A 25,509-nucleotide genomic window follows, 5' to 3' on the forward strand; every position below is an offset into this window, starting at 1 on the left:
ACAGATGGCGCTACAATCAATATTGCCGATAAGAGTGGTGCTGATCGTGTTATTTCCGGTGTGAAGGAAGCGGCCAAGGACAATGAAGCGGTTAACAAAGGCCAACTTGATAAGGGTTTAAAAGACCTTTCTGATAATCTTCAATCTGATGAATCAGCAGTTGTTCATTATGATAAAAATACAGATAAAGAAAACACCATTAATTATGAAAGTGTGACGTTAGGGAAAGGTAAGGAAGCAAAAGCCGTTGCTCTCCATAATGTAGCTGTTGGCAGTATTGCCAAGGATTCACGTGATGCCATTAATGGTGGACAAATTCATACCCTCTCTGGAGATGTTGCGAAGTTTTTAGGTGGTGGTACAACCTTTACAGATGGTGCTTTCACGGGACCCACCTATAAATTATCTAAGATTTCTAAAGACGGTAAGGAAGAAGAAGCTGAATTTAAAGATGTTGGTACAGCTTTTGAAGGCATTGATACGAGTATCAAGAATGTGAATCAGCGGATCAAGGATGTGACACAAGGTGTTGCACAGGATTCGTTGACGTGGAGCAAGGATGATGATGCCTTTGTAGCGACGCATGGAGAAGGAGAGAAAAAAGGCAACAGCAAGATCACGTCTCTTAAGGATGGTGAGCTCTCAAAAAAATCAACGGATGCGGTTAATGGCTCACAGCTCCATTCTACGAATACAGCCCTTGCGGAGTACTTCGGTGGTAATGTCAAGTATGAGGAAGGCAAATGGACAGAACCTGATTTCAAAGTTGCGCAATTTGATGCTGATGGCACAGAAGGTGACGAGAAGACTTATCATAATGTTGCTGATGCTTTTGGAGGTGTTAACAGTGCTTTCACCACTTTGAATGAAGAGATTGTCGATGTAAGAGACAGTATCCTTGTTAAGCAAGAAGAAGAGATAACTTTAGCGCGTAGTCTCCGTGCGGGGGGATCGGGTGCTATCACCATTGCTAAGGAAACAGGCGGCACTAAACTAAGTATTTTCAACAAAGACGGTAAAGAACGGACAATCGCCGGTGTGAGTTCTGGTGAACTCTCAGGAACCTCGACAGATGCGGTTAATGGCTCACAGCTTTTTACCACCAATGAAAATGTTACTAAGGTTGCTAAACATACAGCGCAATATTTTGGCGGAGGTGCCAAGTATGAGGGTGAAGCGTGGACAGATCCAAGTTTCAAGCTACAAACTGTCAACTCTGAAGGTAGTTCTGAAGAGAAGAGCTATGATAATGTTGCGGATGCATTAGCAGGAGTAGGGACATCTTTCACGAATATTCACAAAGAAATTAACAATGTTGTTAGTGATAGCTTAGTTAAACAAGATGACAAGACGCATGTTATTAGCATTGGAGGCGAAAAAGGCGGTACGAGCATCAATATTGCAAACAGTGATAATGCCGCGCGGACACTCTCTGGAGTCAAGGAAGGTGCAGTTTCAAAAGCATCGACGGATGCGGTTAATGGCTCACAGCTTTATTCCATGAATAAGATGTTTGCGGAGTATTTTGGTGGAGGTGCTGGCTATAATGATAAGGGCGAGTGGAGTGCTCCAAGTTTCAAGCTACAAACTGTCAACTCTGAAGGTAGTTCTGAAGAGAAGAGCTATGATAATGTTGCGGATGCGTTAGCAGGAGTAGGGACATCTTTCACGAATATTCACAAAGAAATTAACAATGTTGTTAGTGATAGCTTAGTTAAACAAGATGACAAGACGCATGTTATTAGCATTGGAGGCGAAAAAAGTGGCACAAGCATTACCCTTTCCAACATTGATGGAGCGGAACGGACTCTTTCTGGAGTGCGTGGTGGAACGATTTCAGAAACATCCACGGATGCGGTTAATGGTTCACAACTTTATTCTATGAGTAATGTCTTAGCGGTCTATTTAGGAGGAGGAGCCGGCTATAAGGATGGGAAATGGAGTGCACCGGAATTCAAGGTTGCACAATTTAAGAGCGACGGTAGTTCAGATGAGAAGACGAGCTATGATAATGTTGCGGCTGCGTTTGATGGTGTGAATATAGGTATGACTAATATCAACAATCGTATTCATGATGTTGAGAAGAATGTTGCGTCGAGTGGTTTAAAGTGGAATGAAACTGAAGGAGCGTACGACGCGAAGCATGATGACAAGTCGAGCAAGATTAAGAATGTCTTAGCTGGTAAAGTTGAAGAGAATTCACAAGAAGTTGTGAATGGAGGTCAGCTATGGGAGACGAATGAGAAAGTGAAAGAGGTTGAAAAGAAAGTAGATACGATTGATCAACATGTAAAAGATATTACAACAACGGTTATGGACGGAGCGGTTAAATATGACAAAGATGGTGATGGTAAAAAGACGAATAAGGTTACGTTGGTAGGTGGGAATGAGAGTGATCCAGTTTTGATAGACAATGTAGCGGATGGAAAGATTGAAACGGGCTCGCATGAAGCTGTTAATGGGGGTCAGTTACATGATTACACCGAACAGCAGATGAAGACGGTTCTTGAAGATGCCAATAAGTATACGGATGAGAAAGTTTCTCATATTGTAAAAGATGGAGTTAATGAGGCTAATTCGTATACGGATATGAAGTTTGAAACGTTAAATTATGCTATTGAGGATGTTCGAAAAGAGGCAAGACAAGCTGCAGCGATTGGTCTAGCGGTGTCAAACTTACGTTACTATGATATACCAGGATCTTTAAGTGTTTCATTTGGTAGTGGTTTATGGCGTAGTCAATCCGCATTTGCTATTGGGGCGGGTTATACATCTGAAGATGGAAATATTCGCTCGAATGTATCTATTACGAGTGCTGGAGGTCACTGGGGGATAGGTGCTGGAATTACTCTGAGGTTGAGATGATAATAGAAAAAATGGCTGTTATTGTAAAAAAGAGAAGTATGTTAGTAAAGGTTTTGTTTGCTCTTGCCTTAATAGGCAAGAGCGAAAGCTTTGCTAATGAGAACAATAATATTTATACAGTGCATCCACCGCACTTATCGATACCTAAGGGAGAACCTGGTGAAACACGTCGAATTATTATGCAGTTTTATGACTGGACTTTGATTTGTGACGAAAAACAAAAGCTTAAACATAAGCAAGGTATATGTAATGTGACACAGACTGTTCATGATCAAGAAGGAAATACCATTTTTAGTTGGTCTCTTGTGTCTACGACAAGTGGTCAAGCAGTGATGCTTTTTCGGACATTGCCAAATTCTGATATAAATGTTCCGATTCAAATGTTTGTAAAAGGTGTTAAAAAACCTGTTCTTATTCATTATACGCAATGCAATGAAACTGTTTGTTTGGCACAATCGCCTGTAGGGCCGGTTTTGACTAAACAAATAGAGCAGGACAATAAAGTACGTATTTCCTATAAAATTAAAGAAGGAAAGGTATTTTCTTTTACTGTACCATTTAAAGGATTAAATGCGGCACTTAATTCTTTACGTCCTTAGAATCCATCGAGTGTTTTTAACAAGATTCATTTTTCATAAATTGTTATATTATATTTTTGAGTGTAAATTATAAGGCCAAATAAGTAAGAATTTTTATATAATATGATATAGAGGTAATTTATTGGAAAGAGCGAGAGTTTTATGAATATAAAGTCACAATAAGTTCTTTGTATGTAATAGAAATTCAAGTTAGTAATTTCCATAAAGCTTAAAGAGTGATTTCGTTAGTTATTAAAAGTAAAAAAGATTAGCAATACTCGATTTAAAATAATTAAAAAGATAGCTTCCTTACAATAATAAGTAGGCTAAATTCTTTTTTAAAGCTTTAAATGGATTTTTAGAGCGATCTGATTAAGCATTAATATTTTTTAGATAAATTTATAATCTTAGAGAATTTTTTGAACGATAGTTTTAATTGGTATTCACAAAATAACAGCTATTGTAATTGCATTTTGTAGTACTACGGAACTTTTATTCCAGCATAATCAAAGCCATTTCATTGTATACAACAAACGAGGCTCGTGTGTGGATAACGAGATTGAAAAAAGAAAAATTTTTTTATAAACCGTACTAATGTATAGGTTGTTGTGACCTTAAGAGTCAGCAAATAGTATTGTTATAATAGAGGTGTGCTCCGTGTAAATGGTATAAAGAAAAGAGCAAAATTTATAAAAATTGATGCGAACGTAAACGATTAATTTATAGTTTTAAGTACATAAAGAGAAGCATGATTTTACGGAAACAATCAAAAGATTATACAAAAATCTGAATGATGCTAGTGTAGAAAATTTTAATGATAGGCAAAGAAAGAATGATTTTTTGTATTTATCATTTGATGCTGCATTATTGCTTTATTTAGGAATGAGCAGAAGAGTTTTCGCGTTTATTTATTGGGGGGAACGCTCAAGGGATAAAAGAAATGACCCCGTTAAATTATGGTTCAAAAGAGTTAAAGCGAGGAGAAATATACGATACCAAAGCAGATCAGTTGTATGATCAGGGCGGTAGTAATACAAATAATCGTTCTGCATTGTCACGAACAGAGGCATACTCTGTCTTTGTTGATATAAAGAGACAACAGAGAAAAAAACATTATGAACAGAAACAGGCTTTTGTTCAATCTGAGACAGCTTTTGAGTTTCATAGTCAGATAATGATAGGTGCTCAAAAAACAAAAAAACTCAAAGCGCCTTTTCTTCGACGGTTCCCTCCAGTAAAATCTCCACCTCTTTATGCTGCACTCGATCTCGGAACGAATAATTGTCGTCTTCTTATCGCATCTCCCAGTAAACCTGGATATTTTCGTGTTGTTGATGCTTTTTCTCGTATTGTAAGATTGGGAGAAGGTTTAATAAATAACGGTTTTCTTAATACACGAGCTATGGATCGTGCGATTGAAGCATTAAAGATTTGTCATTTAAAGCTAAAACAAAGGCATATTAAGTGTTATCGCTTGATTGCAACAGAAGCTTGTCGTTCTGCAGAAAATGGTAGACATTTTATTCAGCGTGTTTTGGAGGAGACAGGTCTTGAATTGGAAATTGTTGATCGGCAAACAGAAGCGCGTTTTGCTGTTACAGGGTGTAGTACACTTGTTGAACCAAATACTGACGCAATTGTGCTTTTTGATATTGGAGGAGGATCATCAGAAATTGTGCTACTTGATGTTTCTCAAAAGCGTTCTTTTCGTTTAGCTAGACAAATTATCGCTTGGACTTCTCTTCCCGTTGGTGTTGTTACGCTTGCTGAACGTTTTGGAGGGAATGATATTAGCTTAGACGATTTTGAAAAAATGAAAAGCTATGTGCGAGGGTTGTTAAATAATTTTTCAGATCGTCATAAATTAGGAGAGTTAGCGCAAGGTTCGAAGTTTCATCTTTTGGGAACTTCTGGTACGGTTACGACTTTAGCAGGAATGTATCTTAATTTAGAGCGTTATGATAGGAAAAAAGTGGATGGCATTTGGATGAATGATGCAGACATTACACTTATGACACAACGCCTATTATCATGGGATATAGAAAAACGTGTCATAAGTCCTTTTATTGGGCGCGAGAGAGCAGATTTAGTTTTAGCTGGTTGTGCAATTTTAGATGTTATTCGGGAAGTTTGGCCAAGCCAGCGTTTAAGAGTTGCTGATCGTGGATTAAGGGAAGGAATTTTGATAGATCTGATGTTACGCGATGGGGTATGGTGTCGTCATAGAAAGAGCAGAGGTTCCAAGCGTTAGAGAATTAAATATGGAGACAATGAATAACGATGAAAAAAACAACAAAAACACCGAGAGGTGGCTATGGAGGTTCAGGGTCACATGAATTATATCAGCGCGTAAAAAAGAAAGCAGGAACCATTAAAGCTTCATCACGACGATGGTTAGAGAGGCATCTGAATGATCCTTATGTTCATCAATCAAAAGTAGATGGTTATCGTTCGCGTGCGGCTTATAAACTCATTGAAATTAATGAGCGTTATAGGTTTTTGAAAAAAGGTCAAAAGGTTATTGATCTAGGAGCAGCACCTGGGGGCTGGTGTCAGGTGGCTGAGCGTATAGTAGGGTCAAGTGATGAAGATCCTAGCGTTGTTGGTATTGATTATTTACATGTTGATCCATTGCCTAGAGTTGCCATGTTGGAAATGGATTTTTTGCATACAGATGCACCGCAGAAATTAATTGAAACTTTAGGGACCAAACCGGATGTGGTTCTTTCTGATATGGCAGCACCAACAACAGGTCATCGTCAGACGGATCATTTAAGAACGATTTATTTATGTGAAGTTGCGGCTGATTTTGCTCTTTCGGTTCTTAAGCCTGGGGGACATTTTTTAGCAAAGGCTTTTCAAGGAGGAGCAGAAAACACTCTTCTCACGATATTGAAACAGCATTTTAAAAAAGTTTATCATGTTAAACCACCCGCAAGCCGATCAGAATCAGTAGAGCTTTATCTTCTAGCACTTGAATTTAAGGGAAAAACAAAAATACAAGAATAGCGCCTTCTTTTAAGAAGACTTAACTTCACTTAACCTATTTAGATGTGATGATTTTTTTCTCAAAGAGTTATTGGCGATATTGACAGTTTTTTTGTTATCAATGATGAAAAACTGGTAAAACTAATGTATTGCCTATAGAGGTAGAGAGATTGATTCCTCAGAGAGTGCTTCCAATGAAATTTCTTGATCAAGCTAAGGTTTATATTCGTTCTGGTAACGGAGGTTCTGGAGCAGTATCATTTCGTCGTGAAAAATTCATAGAATTTGGGGGACCTGATGGGGGGAATGGAGGACGGGGTGGTGATGTTTGGGCTCTTGTTGTTGATGGGCTTAACACGCTGATTGATTATCGCTACCAACAGCATTTTAAAGCAAAAACAGGGGGGCATGGCAAGGGTCGTAATATGACGGGTGAAAAGGGTGATGATGTCATCCTTAAAGTTCCGGTTGGGACGCAAATTTTTGAAGAAGATAATACAACGTTAATCTGTGATTTAACAGAAGTGGGACAGCGCTATCGTCTTGCAAAAGGAGGGAATGGCGGTTTTGGGAATCTTCATTTTACAACATCGACAAATCGGGCACCGCGTCGTGCAAATCCAGGTTTGGCTGGAGAAGAGCGTGCAGTATGGCTTCGTTTGAAGTTAATTGCTGATGCTGGGCTTGTTGGTTTACCTAATGCTGGAAAATCAACTTTTTTAGCTTCTGTAACGGCTGCAAAACCAAAAGTTGCAGATTATCCTTTTACCACTCTACATCCTCATCTTGGTGTTGTACGTATTGATGGTCGTGAATTTGTTTTGGCTGATATTCCAGGATTAATTGAAGGAGCGCATGAAGGTGTGGGAATTGGAGATCGTTTTTTAGGACATGTGGAACGTTGTCGCGTACTGCTTCATCTAATTTCTTCTCAAGAAGAAGATGTAGCAAAAGCATATCAAATTGTGCGTCATGAACTTGAGGCATATGGAAATAATCTAAGTGATAAGATTGAAATTGTCGCTTTAAGCCAGATAGATACTCTGACAATTGAAGAGCGTAAAATGAAACAGGAAGCTTTGCAAAGAGCAGCGGATCAACCTGTTATGATGTTTTCTGCGGTTAGCCGCGAAGGTTTAGAAAATGTGCTGCGTGCTGGTGCACATATTATTGAAATGTCACGCAAAGAGGAGATTAGTGGGGATAGCAAGGTTGATTGAGATGGCTTTTGGATCGCAAAAACTTACACACTATAAACGTATTGTGGTCAAGATTGGATCTGCCCTTTTGGTTGATCCTCAGACAGGTTTACGGGTTGAATGGCTTAAAAGCTTAATCAGTGATGTTGTTGAATTGCACAAAAAAGGCGTAGAGATATTGTTGGTGTCTTCAGGCGCTATTGCTTTAGGAAGGACATTGCTACAGCTTCCTAAGGGGGCTTTGAAATTGGAAGAAAGTCAGGCATGTGCTGCTTTGGGGCAAATTGAGTTAGCAAAAACCTATGGTGATGCCCTTGCTCAACATGGGCTCAAAACAGGTCAAATTTTGCTCACTTTATTTGATACGGAAGAGCGAAGGCGTTATCTCAATGCACGTGCGACGATTAATGTGCTTTTACGTTTTAGAGCAGTACCTGTTATTAATGAGAATGATACTGTTGCGACAAATGAAATTCGTTATGGTGATAATGATCGTTTAGCTGCACGTGTGGCAACAATGATGGGGGCAGATCTTTTAATACTTTTATCTGATATTGATGGTCTTTATACAAAGTCTCCCCATAGTGATCCAACGGCTGAATTTATACCTTTTGTTGCATCCATTACGCATGATATCGAAAAAATGGCAGATGTTGCTGTTTCAGAGTTTTCACGGGGAGGAATGAAGACCAAGCTTGATGCTGGAAAGATAGCTAATGCTGCTGGAACGGCGATGATTATTACCTCAGGCAAGCGTATGAATCCTCTTGCTGCAATTGACAAAGGTGAACGCAAGAGTTTTTTTGCGGCTGGTGAGAAATCTGTTAGTGCTTGGAAAACATGGATTTCTGGTCATTTAGATCCATCTGGTGTTTTGACGATTGATCAAGGAGCCATTAAGGCTCTTGAATCAGGAAAATCATTATTAGCTGCAGGGGTTATTGCCGTTGAGGGAAATTTCCATCGTGGGGATACGGTTGCAATTGTTGATACAAATGGGGTTGAGATTGCGCGTGGACTTGTAAGCTATGGCAAAGATGAGGCTGTACGCATTATAGGATGTAAAAGCGAAGAAATTGAATCTATTCTTGGGTATGAGGCGCGCTCTGCTATGGTGCATCGTAATGATATGATTTTACGTTGCTTGACCAATTCTGTTTAAAAAAGTTACTTTTGTTTTTATTGTTTTGGCAGAGTGGATGATACGATGACTTTAGAAGAACAAATGAAAGATATGGGACAAAAAGCACGTTATGCCGCTGCAGCGTTGGCTGTTGCTTCTTCTGAGCAAAAGAATAATGCATTGGAAATGATCGCTTTAAGTCTAGAGGCTCAATCAGATGAAATTTTACGAGCGAATTGTCAAGATTTAGAGAATGCTGCTCAGAATAATTTGAAAGCTGCAATGATTGATCGGCTAAAATTAGATGACTTGCGTTTACGTGCAATGATAGACAGTGTTCGCCAAGTTGCTCGTTTATCTGATCCTGTTGGACAGGTCATGAGTGCGTGGAAACGTCCAAATGGGCTTCATATAAGTCGTGTACGAACACCTCTTGGTGTGATTGGTATTATTTATGAAAGTCGTCCAAATGTTACAGTTGATGCGAGTTCTTTGTGCTTAAAAGCAGGTAATGCTGCGATTTTGCGCGGGGGTTCGGATAGCTTTCATTCTTCTCATGCCCTTCATTTAGCTTTGGTACAAGGTTTAGAACGCTCTGGTTTACCTAAAGATGCTATCCAAATGGTTGGAACGACAGATCGCGCTGCCGTTGGGGAAATGCTCAAAGGATTGGATGGAGCGATTGATGTGATCGTACCACGTGGTGGAAAGAGCCTTGTTGCCCGTGTTCAGTCTGATGCACGTGTTCCAATTTTTGCTCATCTGGAGGGACTTTGTCATATTTATATTGATAAATCGGCAAATTTAGATATGGCACGCAATATTGTTTTAAATGCAAAGTTGCGGCGGACAGGGATATGCGGTGCTGTTGAGACAGTTCTCATTGACAGCCAAGCATTAAAAAAATTTCTTCCTGTTTTAACTGCTTTACAGGAAAAGGGGTGTGAAATTCGTGCCACAGAAGATATTGTTTTTCTTATGCCAGATGTCAAATTAGCTTCTGAAGAAGATTGGTCACATGAATATCTTGATGCTATTCTTTCTGTTAAAACGGTTGAGGGTGTTGAGGGAGCCATTTCTCATATCAAGCGTTATTCATCAGGACATACGGAATCGATTATTGCTGAGGATTTGGAAGTGGTAAAGAAATTTTTTAATCATTTAGATTCAGCTATTTTGCTGCACAATGCGTCCACACAATTTGCTGATGGAGGTGAATTTGGTTTTGGAATGGAAATTGGTATCGCAACAGGAAAAATGCATGCACGTGGCCCGATAGGTGTTGAACAGCTAACTTCATTTCAATATCATGTTAAAGGAAATGGTCAGGTTAGAGCTTGAGAACACCATTTTTTCCATGGAAAAATTGTATGCCACATGTTGAAAGATCCAATGTTGTGGGTCTTTTTGGTGGTTCCTTTAATCCACCGCATGCGGGGCATCTTCTTGTTGCAAAAATTGCCATTCGGCGTTTGCATCTTGATCAGTTATGGTGGATGATCACTCCAGGAAATCCTTTAAAGGATTGTACACAGTTGCTCTCTTTAGAGGAGAGAATGCAATTAAGTTTTAAACTTATTGACCACCCGAAAATTCGCTTAACAGGTTTTGAACAGGCTATAGGGAGTAAAGTATCAGTAGATACAATTTTTCATATTCTTACCCATTATAGTGACGTAAATTTCGTATGGATTATGGGGGCAGATAGTTTTACGACGATACATCATTGGTATCGATGGCATGATATCGTTTCTATGCTTCCTATTGCGATTATTGATCGTCCTTTAGGCAATCGGTCAGCACTTTCTTCTCCTATGGCACATATTTATCGTCGTTTTCGTTTGGATGAGAGAGAAAGTAAGCGATTACCTTTTATAAAGCCACCAGTTTGGACTTATTTGCATGGACCTTTATCTTTTCAATCTTCAACAAACCTGCGTTTGAAAAAGAATGATTTTTCTTGAACATTTCATAAGATTCTGCTTCTCTTTAGAGAAATCTCTTTTTTAGATTCCACAACGATAAGAAAGGATATTGATCTGAAAAACATTGCACACAAACACTCTTGCGATAGTATGCTTTCAAAAGAAAAAAAAGTTTTTTCTGTTAGTGAGAGTCTTGAAGTTATTCTCAAGAGTTTAGAAGATACAAAAGCAGAAGATATTGTTACTATTGATATTCGAGGAAAGTCATCTTTGGCTGATTATATGGTCATAGCTTCAGCAAATTCGCAGCGTCATGTATCTTCTGTTGCTGATCATTTATTACATACTTGGAAAGATAGTGGGCAGGGGCTTGCGCGTGTAGAAGGGCTTGCTGGAGGTGACTGGGTATTGATTGATACAGGTGATATTATCACTCATCTTTTTCGTCCAGAAATTCGTCTTTTTTATAATTTAGAAAAAATATGGATGACTCCGGATTTAAACGATACGACTTCGCTTCTCTTCGGAGATCATTAAAATGCAAATTTCTATTTTTGCGGTTGGTCGTATGAAAAGTGGGGCGGAGCAAAAATTAGTTCAGCATTATTTGGATCGTTTTTCTAAAGTTTCTGGAGTTGTAGGCTTTCATTTAAAAAAGTTACAAGAGATACCAGAAAGTCGTGCTCAAACAGCGTGTCAACGTATGGAGGAAGAGGGGAGAAAACTTATTGAATTTTTACCTGAAAAATGTCGATTAATTGTGTTAGATGAGCGTGGAGAATCGATTTCTTCAACTTCTTTTTCTGAAAAATTGAGGTGTTATCGTGATGAAGGCATTCGAGATGTTGTTATTGCTTTGGGAGGACCTGATGGGCATAATGAACAAATAAGGAAGCATGCTGATTTTCTTTTATCTTTTGGTTTGATGACGTGGCCACATCAAATTGCACGTATTCTTCTTACAGAACAACTTTACCGCGCTGTGACAATTGAAAATAATCATCCGTATCATCGTTTTTAATATTTTTGTGCAATTTTTAGCACTTATTTATATATTTATTAATATTGTTTTAGCTGACACCATTTAAAGCATCTCTAATGTATACGATGAGGTGTCATGGTTGGGCAAATGAAAAAGCTTCTTCATAGAAAGACGCTATATTTATATGGGGAGTGCGTGATATTTGTCATTTTGCTCTTGAGTATGTTTTTTTGCTTTTCTGTATCACATGCGGAAGATACAATGAGGAGTACGCAAGCACATAAAGAATTAGGAGAAATTCGCCAAAATATTTCACTTTCGCGTGAGCGTGTTGCTTTTCTTACGCATCAAGTTGAGCATTTAAAAAAAGATCAACGTGTTTTGAGTGATGCACTCATAAAGGCGGCTAAAGAAGAACGTACAGTAGCAGATGATATTGCTAAAAGGGAAGAAAAGCTTAAAAAAATGATAGAAGAGCGGGTACAAGTCTATCAAAGTTTAAAAAGTCGTCGCGCTGAATTTGCGGAAGTTCTTGCAATTTTGGAACGTATGGGATTGAATCCACCTCCTGCTCTTATGATACAGCCAGAGGACGCGTTGGCTTCTATACGTAGTTCTGTTTTATTAGGTACTGTTATTCCTCAGATGCAAGAGAAAACGCGAGATTTAACACAGAAACTCAAGGAGTTGACCAATTTGAGTAATTCCATTACTACGGAATATACGGCATTAAAGACAAAACTGCAAAATCAAGCAGAGCAGCGAAAACGTCTAGAGCTTTTATTAGACAAAAAAAATAAACTACAAAAAAAATCAGAAAAAGAACTTACAGAACAACAACAAAAGAATATTGCTCTTGCTAAAAAAGCGCAGTCTTTGGAAGAATTGATTTTAGAGCTCGACCGTCAGTCAAAATTTAGCTCTGATGCATCAGTACAGGTACGGAAAAGTTTGCAATTGTTAGAACAGTCCAATTTTGAAAGCCGAAAAGGTTCTTTACTTTTTCCTGTTTCAGGAAAAAGAATACATCACTCTAACAAGAATTCACAGATTACGCGCTTTGGTGAAACGATAGAAACAGAGTCAGGAGCTGTTGTTATATCACCTGTGGATGCTTTTGTTGCTTTTGCTGGGCCATTTCGTTCTTACGGACAGTTAATTATTCTCAATGTTGGAAATGGTTATCATATCATTCTTACTGGAATGTCGAGAATTAATGTAAAACAGGGGCAGTTTGTTCTTTCAGGTGAGCCTCTGGGTATAATGGAGATGCAATTTATTTCAAACAGTGTTGCATTGGATATAGGAAAAACTTCTCCAATGCTTTACATTGAGTTTAGAAAGCAGGGAAAACCTGTAAATCCAACTCCTTGGTGGCAGACTGAAAAAATAAGAAGGAGCCAAAATGATTCGTAAAGTTATTCTTTTGGTCGCTGGGGTATTGCTCGGCGCCTGTTCAATGATTATGGTGCAGTCTGTTGCTGCAAATAATGAAGATAATGCATATAAAAAGCTAGCTATATTTGGCGATGTTTTTGAGCGCGTGCGTATGCAATACGTTACAGTTCCAGATGATAAAAAGCTTATTGAAAATGCTATCAATGGCATGCTCACATCACTGGACCCTCATTCATCTTATTTGAATGCTGAAGAAGCCAAGGATATGCGGGATTCTACGAAAGGAGAGTTCGGAGGTCTTGGTATTGAGGTCACTATGGAAAAAAACTTAATTAAAGTTGTTTCACCAATGGATGATACTCCCGCTTCAAAAGCAGGTATTCTAGCAGGAGACCTTATTTCAAAAATTGATGATGTACAAACGAATGGTCAAACATTGAATGAAGCTGTTAATAAGATGCGAGGTGCTCCTGGAACACCAATTACCTTAACAATTATTCGTTCTGGCGTTGATAAGCCATTTGAAGTGAAGATTGTTCGTGATATTATCAAAGTAAAAGCGGTGAAATATCGGGTTGAGGGTGACATTGGATATTTAAGAGTTATCCAGTTTTCTGAGCAGACATTGAATAATCTTCTGGCGGCAATTAAAGATATCCAATCTAAAATTCCTGAAGATAAGCTAAAAGGTTACGTCCTTGATTTGCGGCTTAATCCGGGTGGGCTTTTAGATCAAGCTGTTAGTGTTTCGAGTGCTTTTCTCAATAAAGGTGAAATTGTGTCGACTCGTGGGCGCAAAAAGAGTGATGTGACAAGATTTGATGCGAAGCCAGGTGATGTCATCAGTGGAAAACCGCTCATTGTCCTTATTAATGGTGGTTCGGCAAGTGCTTCTGAAATTGTTGCTGGTGCATTACAAGATCATCGTCGTGCAACAATTTTAGGGACGCAGTCTTTTGGTAAAGGATCTGTTCAAACAATTATTCCTTTGGGTGAAAATGGAGCTTTACGCTTAACAACAGCACTTTATTACACGCCATCTGGCACTTCTATTCAAGGGACAGGGATTACGCCTGATATTATTGTAGAGCAACCACTCCCTGAAAAATATAAGGGTTATGATGTAAAAGTTGGTGAGTCTGCATTAAAAGGACATATCAAAGGAAAACGAGAGAGTAATAAAGGATCTGGTTCAGCTGCTTTTGTTCCGAAAGACCCTAAAGATGATATTCAATTGAATGAGGCCTATAAGCTGTTACGAGGTGAAATGGCAAATGCAGCATTTCCACCAGATCCCAATAAGGATGTGTTAAAGTGAGAAATGATATCTATAGCTTGCGATTTTGAGGAATATTAAATGGATGCAGGTATTAATTTGAAGATTCTTCCATATCGCAAATGTGTTGGGATTGTAGTCTTTAATCATGAGGGTAAAGTTTGGGTTGGGCGTCGTTTAATGGCGCCCATTCATGCAGATATTGACATATCTCATCGTTGGCAGCTTCCTCAAGGAGGGATTGATGAAGATGAAAAACCATTGGATGCAGCATATCGTGAACTTTATGAAGAAACGGGTATTCGATCTGTAAAGTTAATTAAAGAAGCACAAAATTGGTTCCACTATGATTTTCCACAAGAACTTATTGGGTGCACATTAAGCAATAAGTATCGTGGGCAAATACAAAAGTGGTTTGCTTTCCAGTTTACGGGAAAGCTTTCTGAAATTGCGATTAACCCGCCACCAGATGGCAATAAAGCGGAATTCGATCAATGGAAATGGATCGATCTAGAAACCCTTCCGTTGATTGCTGTTTCTTTTAAAAAGCACGTTTATACGAAAGTGGTCAGCGAATTTCGAGGTAGCCTTAGACCATTATAAAAGCTATATGATGATGAGAAAGCTTTTTTTATTAAGATGCTTTATATTATAATAAATAATAAACATGTTTCTCTTTTATGTAAAGAACAGGAATATAAAATGAAAAAGTTATTTAATTTACTTATAGTTTTTACTCTCTTGAGTATTTCATCTGTTGCATTTGCAACAAGTTCAAAGCCTCCTGCATCAAAAGATGCGGCAGCGACATTGCCAAATGGAGCTTCTTCTTTGACTGAAACCTACGGTTTATGGACTATTAACTGTGGTATACAAGAAGGGAAAAGAATTTGTTTTATGCACCGTCAAGAAGTGAATGAGCAGGGGCGTGTTGTTGTGGCTATGGGCCTTACTCTCGATGCTGAGGGTGTTGTATCTGGTAATTTAACAGTTCCTTTTGGTATTTTGGTCTCTAAGCCTGTTCGTTTACAAGTTGATGAGGGAAAAGCTGTTATCGAAACTGGTATTCGGACTTGTGTACCAGCAGGTTGCATGGTTCCTGTCGTTTTTGACAAAAATCACGTAGCAGCTTTACGTTCTGGAAAACAGTTAAAGTTGGCAATGACAATTGCTGCTGCAGGTGAACCAGCTTTGAATGATTTATTTGTTCAGCTCAATGGTTTTAGCAGTGCTCTTAACCGTTTGACTGCTTTGCAGAAATAATTTTAAAAATAAAATAAAAGCGGCCTTTAAAAGGCCGTTTTTAGTTTGTTTGTTTTTTATATATTAATAATTAAAACGATGAGATTTAAGATTAATCCTATAAGGGATATTCAGATTTTTTGCTGTTTCTTCTATTTTCATGTGCTATTTTTAATTTTGATATTTGTTTTCTAGCTGCATCGTCATTAAATAGAGAGATGAAGAATTTAGATGTCTGGTTTTTATTCAAGAAAAAAGAGTATTGAAGTATAAAACCATTTTTTGATACACAAACCTGCTTTAATGAAGGTTTTCTATACGCTCTTCTGTTTCCTTGATTGAAAGGGATCACGCATGATTTATGCATTGCTTCGGACGATTGATTTGATTTTTGATATTTATATTGATATTTTAATCGCTAGTGTTATTTTTTCTTGGCTTTATGTCTTTAATATTATAAATTCGCGCAATCGCTTTGTTGTTTTGATAGGAAGCTTTCTAAATCGTCTTACAAATCCTGTTCTAAGCCGTATCCGGCAAATTTTACCAAATTTTGGAACAATTGATATTTCACCTATTGTAGTGTTCATTATTATTTATTTTATTCGTAATTTCATGTGGCGCGTTTACGCAAACATGTATTTATAGAAATATTATTTGAGGCGAATACATGTTTTATCAAGTTGATAAAAATAACTTGATTTTGTTTGTATATCTCATTCCCAAATCATCTGTTGACAAAATAATAGGGGTTGAATGTAGAGATGGTGAAAAACAATATCTGGTTATACGCCTTCGTGCTGTTCCTGAAGATGGAAAAGCGAATAAAGCTCTCATTAAATTTCTTGCGAAGCAGTGGAGAATACCGTCTTCTTCTATTTCTCTGAAAAATGGCGCAATATCTCGCTACAAACAACTTTACTTTTCAACACATTTAGAAGAGTTAAAGCAGATATGGCAATCCTTTAGAGATTGCATCTCGTAGAAAAAATAAATAATAAAGCCTATTATAAAAACAGGCTTTATTTTATTAAAATCGTTATATTTTTTTATTGCGCTCAACAGCTTGCTTAATTAATTCATAAGCAAAGTTTTTATCACGCCATCCTTCAATTTTAGCCCATTTTCCAGGTTCCAGATCTTTGTAATGCTTGAAGAAATGTTCAATTTGTTTGAGAGTAATCTCGGGTAGATCTGTATAGTCATGAATATTGATATAGCGTTTTGTTAATTTTGGAGTGGGAATGGCAATAATTTTTTCATCTTTACCACCATCATCTTCCATCATCAGAGCTCCGATGGGGCGAACATTGATAACACAACCAGGCATAAGTGGACGGGTATTACAGATAAGGACATCAATAGGATCACCGTCATCTGAAAGCGTATGAGGGACAAAACCGTAATTTCCAGGATAAACCATTGATGTATGAAGAAAACGGTCAACAAATAATGCGCCCGACTTTTTATCCATCTCATATTTTATTGGTTGCCCACCAAGGGAGACTTCCACAATAACGTTAATATCTTCTGGTGGATTTTTGCCTACGGGTATTTCCTTAATATTCATAGAGACATCCTTTCTGGGATATAGTGAGGCTCAATACAATTAAGTATTTTACCAAAGAGATTATGAAATTAACTTGAAATTGATGCACGTGTTTTTTCAAAACGTTTACGTTCATTAGGATCAAGATAGAGTTTGCGGAGACGAATATTTTTAGGGGTTACTTCCACAAGCTCATCATCTTGTATCCACGATAAGGCACGTTCTAATGTCATTTTAATGGGAGGGGTTAGCTTTACGGCTTCATCTTTTCCGGAAGCGCGCATATTGGTGAGTTTTTTTCCTTTTAACACATTAACTTCTAAGTCATTATCTCGTGAGTGGATGCCAATAATCATACCTTGATAGACTTTCACACCCGCATCGATGATCATAGGTCCACGATCTTCAAGATTAAAAAGAGCATAAGCGACAGATTCACCGTTGTCATTTGAAATCATAACACCATTAACACGACCAGCAATGTCTCCTTTATAAGGTTCATAAGCATGGAAAAGGCGATTCATAATTGCTGTACCACGTGTGTCCGTTAAAAGTTCAGATTGATAACCAATGAGTCCTCGGGTTGGTGCATAAAAGACAAGGCGGACACGATTACCTCCAGAAGGGCGTAATTCCACCATTTCTCCCTTACGTTCAGACATTTTTTGTACAACAGTACCGGAATATTCTTCATCAACATCGATAACAACTTCTTCGATTGGCTCAAGAGTTATTCCATTTTCATCTTTTTGCATAACAACACGTGGGCGTGAAACACTAAGCTCAAATCCTTCACGGCGCATATTTTCAATGAGAACTGCAAGCTGTAATTCTCCTCGCCCTGAAACGTAGAAAGAATCTTTATCGGCTGATTCTTCAATTTTAAGAGCGACATTGCCTTCTGCTTCTTTTAACAATCGGTCACGAATGACACGACTTGTTACTTTATCGCCTTCAGTTCCAGCAAGGGGACTATCGTTGACGAGAAAACTCATAGTAACAGTAGGAGGATCAATTGGTTGGGCAGTAAGGGGTTCATTAACAGCAGAATCACAGAAAGTATCAGCTACGGTACCTTTTTGTAGGCCTGCAATCGCAACAATATCACCAGCACTTCCTTCTTCAATGGGTTGCCGTTCTAAGCCACGAAATGCTAAAATTTTTGAAATACGCCCAGTTTCTAAAAGTTTTCCATCTTGTCCAAGAACCTTGACACTTTGATTGGGTTTTAGAGAGCCAGAATGAATCCGCCCTGTAATAATTCGTCCCAAAAACGGATCCGCTTCAAGAATAGTTCCAATCATGCGGAACGGTCCTTCTGCTACACTAGGAGAAGGGACATGCTGTGTCACAAGATCAAATAAAGGACCTAATCCATGATCTTTTGGTCCCTCGGGGGCTTCAGCCATCCATCCATCGCGTCCAGATCCATAAAGAATAGGAAAATCAAGCTGTTCATCGGTTGCGTCAAGAGCAGCAAAAAGGTCAAAAACCTCATTAATGACTTCATCAACGCGTGCATCCGGTCGGTCAATTTTATTAATAGCAACAATAGGGCGCAAACCCACTTTCAATGCTTTGCCAACGACAAATTTTGTTTGTGGCATTGGTCCTTCAGCAGCATCAACAAGTACAATGGCTCCATCAACCATATTTAGGATACGTTCAACTTCTCCGCCAAAGTCGGCGTGTCCTGGTGTATCAACAATATTAATTCGAGTATCTTTCCAAACAACAGATGTCACTTTCGCTAGGATTGTAATTCCACGTTCTTTTTCAATATCGTTTGAATCCATCATACGTTCGCTTGTACGCTGATTATCACGGAAGTTTCCTGATTGCTTGAGAAGTCCGTCTACAAGCGTTGTTTTCCCATGGTCAACGTGGGCAATGATGGCAATGTTACGCAATTGCATAAATTTTCTTCTTTTCGTTTAATGAAATTTCATTTGAGGCAAAGTCTTTACATTCTTTGCCTGACTATTAAAAAACCTTTTACATGTTTTTTTATAATTTTGGAAGATGGAGGCAATATTTTTATGGCAAAACTATTTATCCAAGTCTTTAAGGCTCTATTAAGCTTCAATTGCTGGAGCTTCGTAAAAGGATTTTTATAGTACGTATGTTCTATTCTTGAGCTAAGAATTATCCCAAAAATCACCGTCAATTTGATTTTTATCAATATGATGTAAGGAATTTATATGAGCTCTTGTAAGAGTAAGTAAGTATAAAGCTAGCCGTATTATTGTTGTTTTTTTGCAAAGAGATTGATAAAAATCCGGAATATCTCTTAATTCATAGCCAATTTATTACAACTGTACGATATTTTTATTCTAACACAGCTTTTTCTTATTCTATAACTTGTCAATCAAAATCCAGATCTAATGCAACCGTGTATTTGAGGTAAATATTGAGACGATTAAGCATTTTATAAGAAGTTCTAGCTTTTGTATGACAGATTGGGGCAAGAATTATATCTGTTTTATTTATTTATTTATGAAACCGGAATACAGTCTTTTTTAGAAAGAAGATGAAGGCATCAAAAGAAAATTCTTATCTTTGCCGTTAAGCCAAACTTATGCTTTCAAAAGCATCTAAGCAATATCTTCTAAGCCATGGAGATAGTGCATTACCTCACACTTTTGTTAATCGCATTCTCTAATAGGAGTATGCTTTTCATGCCAAACAGAACGCTTCAAACAGAATACACTTGTTGTTGCATATTCATGTACTTAAGAGAGTTTTCTGAACGTACACTAAATCCATTCCATGATAGGGCTCATAAATGATGTAATATACGTGAATAGTATACCTATCAACACCTTTGTGAAGAAATATAAAGCCTATAGAGCATATCATTATTATTCTTTCTCAGCTGTCAATATTGCAACAGTTTTTGATACGAGAGAGAGGATATAAGGAGTATTTAATTTTTTTCTTGAATAGTTTTTAGCTATACACCAATCCCGTTTGTGACTGGCAAGAAGATGACTTTAATCGATTTAATATGAGAAGCTTTATGATGAGGCAAATTCACGATATTCGGAGCTGTTATTCAATAAAAATAATAAATTGTTTATGGAGCGGTGCGCTAGAAAATAAATTAATGGAGCTTATTCTCTTCTGGAAAGATCTTAGGTTACATGACAAAGTCTTTCCAGAAGAAAGAGTTTCTACTTTACATGTTTAAAGAAGAGTTCCTGACAAAATGATGGAAGCTACAGAGAAATAGATTATAATGCCCATGACATCTACTAAAGTTGCCACAAAAGGAGCAGAAGCACTTGCTGGATCAAATTTTAAACCTTTAAGAATAAAAGGCAGCATAGATCCAGAAAGAGAACCAAAGGTAACGATTCCGACTAAAGCTGTACCTACTGTTGTCGAAACAGCAATCCAATGTTGCCCATAGTCGTAGATACCGAATTGTTGCCAAAGAGCAATGCGCGTAATGCCAATAATTCCGAGTAAGAGACCAAGAGATAGTCCTGTTGGAATTTCACGAATGAACACTTTCCACCAGTCTTTCAACGTGAGTTCACGTAAAGCCAATGCACGGATAATAAGGGATGTAGCCTGTGAGCCGGAATTTCCTCCTGAGCTCATAATGAGAGGTATGAACAGTGTAAGAATAATCGCTTTTTCGAGTTCTGTTTCGAAATGTTGCATAGCACTTGCTGTCAGCATTTCACCGACAAAGAGTAAAGCGAGCCATCCGCCACGTTTTTTCATCATTTCAGGAAATTTAATTTGCATATAGGGCTTATTAAGCGCTTCCATACCCCCAAATTTATAGGCATCTTCATTCATCTCATCAACCATAGTATCAAGCACGTCATCGACGGTTACAATGCCAATGACATGGTTACTTTCATCAACTACAGGCACAGAGAGAAGATCATGGCGCTGGAAAAGGCGTGCGATATCTTCATGATGTGTGAAGGGCGATATTGTAATGGGCGAGTCATGGGTAGGGACATTAAGAATTTGTTCATCAGGTGAGGCAAGAATAAGGTTACGCAGTGAAACAGCTTTGAGAAGAATACCTGTTTTAGGGTCAATTACATAGCTGGTATAAACGGTTTCACGTGTTCGCTCGACCTCACGAATGTGATCCAACGTTTTTTGTATAGTCCAGTTTGAAGGAACGGCTATAAACTCTGTTGTCATCAGTGCCCCTGCTGTATGATCAGGATAACTGGTGAGTTTTTTTAGTTCAGCGCGCGTTAAGGGTTTAAGCAAGGCATAAAGTCGTGTGCGGGTTTCTTTATCCATTTCTTGAAAGACGTCCGCAGCAGCATCGGCAGACATGCCATCAAGAATTTCAACTGCACGATTTATAGGGAGAAGTTCTAGGATGGAAGCAGGTTGCTCAAGCTCTGGTTTATCAAAAAGTTCGATAACATAATCAAGAGGCAGAAGACTAAGAATGGTTACACGTTCCATGATATCGAGGTCATTGATGATATCAATAGAGTCTGCAAAATGCTGATTTTTTAACTTTTCAGCGAGAGCTTCAGGAGAAAAATTTTTGAAGTCGAAGGTCGTTTTAATTTCAGTCATGATAAAGTACCTCCTGAAGAGTTGGAGAGTTGTAAATCTAGATAATAGATGAGATAAAAACAAAAGTTTATGGAAGATTTAAAAAACTCCCCAGCTATATTCCCAATTGTTAATATTTGAAGTAAAGTCAATGGTAAATTATAGGTTATAAACAAGTTTCTGAATCAATAAAACAAGAATACAGTTTAATTTGAGAATAATATAAAAGCGTAAATGTAAAAATCAGTTCTGATTTTTACCATCATTTCTTTGATGCAGTTTTGCGATTTTCAAAAGGATCTACAGCAATATTTTCTAAAGAGTGGAGATTATGCCTTTCTTCAAGTGTTTTTATTAATATGCAATTGTATTGTGATGTGCGAACGAATAATCTTTATTTCTCCAATATAATATGGTTTGAAATGAAAGAATTTTACGATTTCTAGATTTTTTTATTCAATAGCGTTTGGAAAGGTCGTTTTGAAACTCACGAAATAGTTTTAGTATATTATCAATTTGTGTCGTAAAGATAATCGTTACAGCTTAAATTTATAATGGAGACATAAAGTATTATGACAAAAGCAGCAGTGCTGGACTGGAAGGGATTTTCAGGTCTTCCTGATTTTTCTTCTATCAGTGATGAAGATTTTAAACCCGCTTTTGAACAGGCTCTTCAAGAAGCCGAAGAAGAACTAGAGGCGATTGCGATGGTGCAAGAACCACCAACGCTTGAGAATTTTTTGCAGCCTTTTGAGCTTTGTGGCAAAGCGCTTGATCGTGTTTGTTCAATATTTTTCTTGCGCACCAGTGCTCATACGAATGTATTAATTCAACAGCTAGAGCAAGAGTTCGTTGTAAAACTTTCTCGTTATTCTTCAAAAATGATGATGGATGCACGGATATTTGCAAAAATAGATGTGCTTTATAAACAGTCGCAGCTGGGCATATTTGAGAGTGAAACAACACGTGTTCTTGAATTATGGTGGAAAAAGTTCGTTTGTCATGGGGCAAAACTCGATGAAAAAGCTAAGAAACGGCTTTTGGAAATTAATGAAAGACTTGCTTTTTTAAATGCTACTTTTGGACAAAATGTCTTAAATGATGAAGCTGAATGGATTCTGTTTTTAAAACAGACCGACTTATCTGGTTTACCGCAAGATCTCATTGATTCAATGAAGGAAATTGCGTGTGAAAGAGGTAATGAAGAAGCGTATGCATTAACACTAGCACGTTCGATTGTTGAACCTTTTTTAAAATTCTCTGATCGTCGTGATTTGCGTGAGGTTGCATTCCAAGCTTGGGCTAAACGTGGTGAAAATAATAACAAGAATGATAATAAAACAATTATTGTAGAGATTGTTGCGCTTCGAGATGAGCAGGCGAAATTATTAGGATATAAATCTTTTGCAGATTTGAAACTCGATAATACCATGGCTAAAAGTGTTGATTCCGTTATGGATTTGCTTATGCCTGTATGGGAGCGTGCAAGAGCGAAGGCTTCTACTGAGCAAATTGAATTACAAAATTTTGCCAACAATCAGGGCAGCAATGAATCTTTAGCTGCTTGGGATTGGCGTTATTATACTGAAAAACTTCGCACTGAAAAACTTTCTTTCGATAGCGCTGAAATTAAATATTATTTTCAGCTTGATCGTATGATTAAAGCGGCTTTTGGGGTAGCAGAAAAACTCTTTGGCATTACGTTTGAAGAAAAAAATGCTGTTGCACTTTGGCATCCTGATGCACGTTTGTGGGAAGTAAAAAAGTCTGATGGAAGTCTACTTGGGCATTTCATTGGTGATTATTTTGCACGTTCTTCAAAACGGTCCGGTGCGTGGATGAGTAGTTTGCAATCACAATATAAATTGGATGGCGGACAAAAGCCTATTATCTACAATGTTTGTAATTTTGCTAAACCACCCAAAGGGGAGGTTGCTCTTTTATCACTTGATGATGCGCGTACGCTTTTCCACGAATTTGGGCATGCATTGCATGGTTTGCTTTCTGATGTCACATGGCCATCTGTATCGGGAACATCTGTTTCACGTGATTTTGTTGAGCTGCCTTCTCAACTTTACGAACATTGGTTAACTGTACCAGAGATATTAAAATCTTATGCTACGCATGCAAAAACAGGACATCCTATGCCGCAAGCATTAATGGATAAGGTTTTGTCAGCACAGACATTTAATGCTGGCTTTGCTGCAGTTGAATTTACTTCATCAGCTCTCGTAGATATGGCTTTTCATAAAGGACAAAAGGTAACTGATCCAACAGGATTTGAACGCCAAGAATTAGAAAAGCTGCAAATGCCTGATACAATTATTATGCGCCATCGTCCTCCACATTTTACGCATATATTTTCAGGTGATGGTTACGCCGCTGGTTACTATTCTTATATGTGGGCGGAAGTCCTTGATGCTGATGCTTTTCAGGCTTTTGAAGAAACGGGAGATGTTTTTAATTCAGAGCTTGCTGATAAGTTGAAACGTTTTATTTACTCTGCTGGGGGAAGTCGTGATCCAGAGGAGCTTTATAAAGCTTTTCGGGGACGGATGCCTTTACCAGAGGCAATGATTAACAAACGTGGACTATAAGATATAACGGTATGGTTAATACCATGCCGTTTTCATATTATTCGAAAAATGCAGTTGTGATTTATACGAATTCTCTCTTCATTATAGCTCTGTAAACAGAGTTTTTTATCTTGTTCACCTTTTGTTTATGAAGGAAATTAGATTTTGTCTTTTAAAGAGACATTATGGGAAAGAAAAATTATCAGCTCGATCTTTTTGATGCCCATTTGGTGCAAACCATGATTTTTTTATAAAACTTGACTTTCTTTTGCCTAAAAGGTGAGTGTTTTGTTGTGCCATATCATCGAGGCTCATTGGAGGCTGACGCATAATATTGCTCCGCTCTTTATTCTCTGATTCTTGTATAAGTTTTTGAATAGCTTGATCGGTTGAGTAAGGATTTTTATGAGAAAAGGCATAAAAATTTAAAATATTTTTCAATGGTTTTTCTAAATAAGAGGCAAGTTTTTTCTTTCCTTCAGAGGTGAAATGCATGCCATTATTGGTGCGTAATTTGGTTATTTTTCCATTAATATCATAGCCTGAAAAAGAAAAATTTCCTGTCTCATCACTAAAGCCGCTCCAGATATCGAGGAAATATCCTCCTGCTGTTTCTGTTTCTTGTTTATAGAGCACATTAAAAATTTTCATTTTTTGTGTCAAAAGGTCATTTCTAAAGGCAGGTTGACTTATCCATATCCATGATTTTCTAGAGGCATGAAGACTTTCAACAATTTCGATAATTCTTTGTTTGTAGATGTGCATCCATTCTGATTGATCTGTGTTAATTGTTCTATAAGAGTCTGTGATTGGTTGATTATCATTTGCACCGATCATCATGATAATAACATCGGGGTTATTTTGATCAATGAGTTTAGGAATATTGCTTTGCCAAGAATAATAATTCGTCCGAACTAAGCCGGAAGCTGGCATTGTATTGTTCATGATAACGATATCGCTATTATTTATAAAAAACTTCTTAAGTGCATCGGCAACAGCAGAAGCTGTAAAATCCCCTATGACAAGAATGCGCTTTGCATTCTCATCTTTTAGCTTTTGTATGTTTTTTTGTGTTACGATCTTTTTTTGCGGCTTGTCTATTTTTTGTTCTATAATTTGCGGTGGTTGTTGCGTCTGTTTGTTATGTTGTGATAACCATTTGAAGAAGTTCGTTGCTTTACTTGGGGATGGCTGTATGATCCCCACAATGGAAAGTGAAAATAGCAATAATGCCAAGTATATCAGGCGAACAGAAGACAAAACCTT

21 protein-coding genes are annotated in these 25,509 nt (G+C 37.8%); 17 read left to right on the forward strand and 4 right to left on the reverse strand.

Going from position 1 to position 25,509, the window contains the following annotated elements; all coding sequences use genetic code 11:
- From ACFIKH_RS02805 to ACFIKH_RS02880, 16 genes are all read left to right on the forward strand, one after another.
- On the forward strand, window positions 1-2,865 hold a 2,865-nt coding region (locus ACFIKH_RS02805; RefSeq protein ID WP_375670957.1), incomplete at its 5' end, for a Vomp family autotransporter.
- The gene (locus tag ACFIKH_RS02810) at window positions 2,862-3,464 is read left to right on the forward strand and encodes an invasion associated locus B family protein (protein WP_375625562.1); all 603 of its coding nucleotides are present in this window, start codon (window positions 2,862-2,864) and stop codon (window positions 3,462-3,464) included. The genes ACFIKH_RS02805 and ACFIKH_RS02810, both read left to right, overlap by 4 nt.
- Before the next feature lie 919 nt (window positions 3,465-4,383).
- Window positions 4,384-5,694 carry a Ppx/GppA phosphatase family protein gene (locus ACFIKH_RS02815; protein WP_375626670.1) on the forward strand — a complete coding sequence of 437 codons (1,311 nt, stop codon included), beginning with the start codon at window positions 4,384-4,386 and terminating at the stop codon, window positions 5,692-5,694.
- A gap of 29 nt (window positions 5,695-5,723) precedes the next feature.
- A complete protein-coding gene (locus tag ACFIKH_RS02820) occupies window positions 5,724-6,452 on the forward strand; it encodes an RlmE family RNA methyltransferase (protein ID WP_273790641.1) in 729 nt (242 codons plus the stop codon).
- A 173-nt stretch (window positions 6,453-6,625) separates the two neighbouring features.
- The gene (gene obgE, locus ACFIKH_RS02825; protein ID WP_375651786.1) at window positions 6,626-7,651 is read left to right on the forward strand and encodes a GTPase ObgE; all 1,026 of its coding nucleotides are present in this window, start codon (window positions 6,626-6,628) and stop codon (window positions 7,649-7,651) included.
- A gap of 1 nt (window position 7,652) precedes the next feature.
- A complete protein-coding gene (gene proB, locus ACFIKH_RS02830; RefSeq protein ID WP_375651787.1) occupies window positions 7,653-8,792 on the forward strand; it encodes a glutamate 5-kinase in 1,140 nt (379 codons plus the stop codon).
- 45 nt (window positions 8,793-8,837) lie between these two features.
- Window positions 8,838-10,094 (forward strand): glutamate-5-semialdehyde dehydrogenase, encoded by a 1,257-nt coding sequence (locus tag ACFIKH_RS02835; RefSeq protein WP_375648619.1) that lies wholly within the window; start codon window positions 8,838-8,840, stop codon window positions 10,092-10,094.
- A gap of 29 nt (window positions 10,095-10,123) precedes the next feature.
- Complete coding sequence (locus ACFIKH_RS02840) at window positions 10,124-10,717, forward strand: nicotinate-nucleotide adenylyltransferase (protein ID WP_375626679.1); 594 nt, start codon at window positions 10,124-10,126, stop codon at window positions 10,715-10,717.
- Window positions 10,718-10,828: 111 nt separating this feature from the next.
- On the forward strand, window positions 10,829-11,215 hold the full coding sequence (rsfS, locus tag ACFIKH_RS02845) for a ribosome silencing factor (RefSeq protein ID WP_375670960.1): 387 nt from the start codon (window positions 10,829-10,831) through the stop codon (window positions 11,213-11,215).
- 1 nt (window position 11,216) lies between these two features.
- The gene (rlmH, locus tag ACFIKH_RS02850) at window positions 11,217-11,699 is read left to right on the forward strand and encodes a 23S rRNA (pseudouridine(1915)-N(3))-methyltransferase RlmH (protein ID WP_375651789.1); all 483 of its coding nucleotides are present in this window, start codon (window positions 11,217-11,219) and stop codon (window positions 11,697-11,699) included.
- A 96-nt stretch (window positions 11,700-11,795) separates the two neighbouring features.
- Window positions 11,796-13,076, forward strand: a complete 1,281-nt coding sequence (locus tag ACFIKH_RS02855; RefSeq protein ID WP_375651790.1) for a murein hydrolase activator EnvC family protein — start codon at window positions 11,796-11,798, stop codon at window positions 13,074-13,076.
- Window positions 13,066-14,376 (forward strand): S41 family peptidase, encoded by a 1,311-nt coding sequence (locus ACFIKH_RS02860; protein WP_375626687.1) that lies wholly within the window; start codon window positions 13,066-13,068, stop codon window positions 14,374-14,376. The genes ACFIKH_RS02855 and ACFIKH_RS02860 overlap by 11 nt, the downstream gene beginning before the upstream one ends.
- A gap of 39 nt (window positions 14,377-14,415) precedes the next feature.
- A complete protein-coding gene (locus tag ACFIKH_RS02865) occupies window positions 14,416-14,937 on the forward strand; it encodes an RNA pyrophosphohydrolase (protein WP_375648622.1) in 522 nt (173 codons plus the stop codon).
- 99 nt (window positions 14,938-15,036) lie between these two features.
- On the forward strand, window positions 15,037-15,597 hold the full coding sequence (locus ACFIKH_RS02870) for an invasion associated locus B family protein (protein WP_375626691.1): 561 nt from the start codon (window positions 15,037-15,039) through the stop codon (window positions 15,595-15,597).
- 333 nt (window positions 15,598-15,930) lie between these two features.
- Entirely contained in the window at window positions 15,931-16,224 is a 294-nt protein-coding gene (locus ACFIKH_RS02875) for a YggT family protein (protein ID WP_375626693.1), read from the forward strand.
- 22 nt (window positions 16,225-16,246) lie between these two features.
- Complete coding sequence (locus ACFIKH_RS02880) at window positions 16,247-16,561, forward strand: DUF167 domain-containing protein (RefSeq protein ID WP_375625575.1); 315 nt, start codon at window positions 16,247-16,249, stop codon at window positions 16,559-16,561.
- Between the two features lie 54 nt (window positions 16,562-16,615).
- Here the strand turns inward: ACFIKH_RS02880 and ppa are convergent, their stop codons facing one another.
- The 3 genes from ppa to mgtE form a co-directional block, all read right to left on the reverse strand.
- A complete protein-coding gene (gene ppa / locus ACFIKH_RS02885; RefSeq protein ID WP_375626696.1) occupies window positions 16,616-17,146 on the reverse strand; it encodes an inorganic diphosphatase in 531 nt (176 codons plus the stop codon).
- A gap of 68 nt (window positions 17,147-17,214) precedes the next feature.
- Window positions 17,215-19,041, reverse strand: a complete 1,827-nt coding sequence (gene typA, locus ACFIKH_RS02890; protein WP_375670963.1) for a translational GTPase TypA — start codon at window positions 19,039-19,041, stop codon at window positions 17,215-17,217.
- Between the two features lie 1,270 nt (window positions 19,042-20,311).
- Window positions 20,312-21,688 carry a magnesium transporter gene (gene mgtE, locus ACFIKH_RS02895; protein ID WP_012754587.1) on the reverse strand — a complete coding sequence of 459 codons (1,377 nt, stop codon included), beginning with the start codon at window positions 21,686-21,688 and terminating at the stop codon, window positions 20,312-20,314.
- 551 nt (window positions 21,689-22,239) lie between these two features.
- Here mgtE and ACFIKH_RS02900 point away from each other — a divergent pair.
- On the forward strand, window positions 22,240-24,264 hold the full coding sequence (locus ACFIKH_RS02900; protein WP_375670965.1) for a M3 family metallopeptidase: 2,025 nt from the start codon (window positions 22,240-22,242) through the stop codon (window positions 24,262-24,264).
- 162 nt (window positions 24,265-24,426) lie between these two features.
- Here ACFIKH_RS02900 and ACFIKH_RS02905 read toward each other — a convergent pair whose 3' ends face one another.
- Window positions 24,427-25,503, reverse strand: a complete 1,077-nt coding sequence (locus ACFIKH_RS02905) for an SGNH family hydrolase (protein WP_375626703.1) — start codon at window positions 25,501-25,503, stop codon at window positions 24,427-24,429.
- Window positions 25,504-25,509: the final 6 nt, after the last annotated feature.

Source organism: Bartonella sp. SD1336NMGDW (assembly GCF_042193565.1).
GTDB lineage: Bacteria > Pseudomonadota > Alphaproteobacteria > Rhizobiales > Rhizobiaceae > Bartonella > Bartonella grahamii.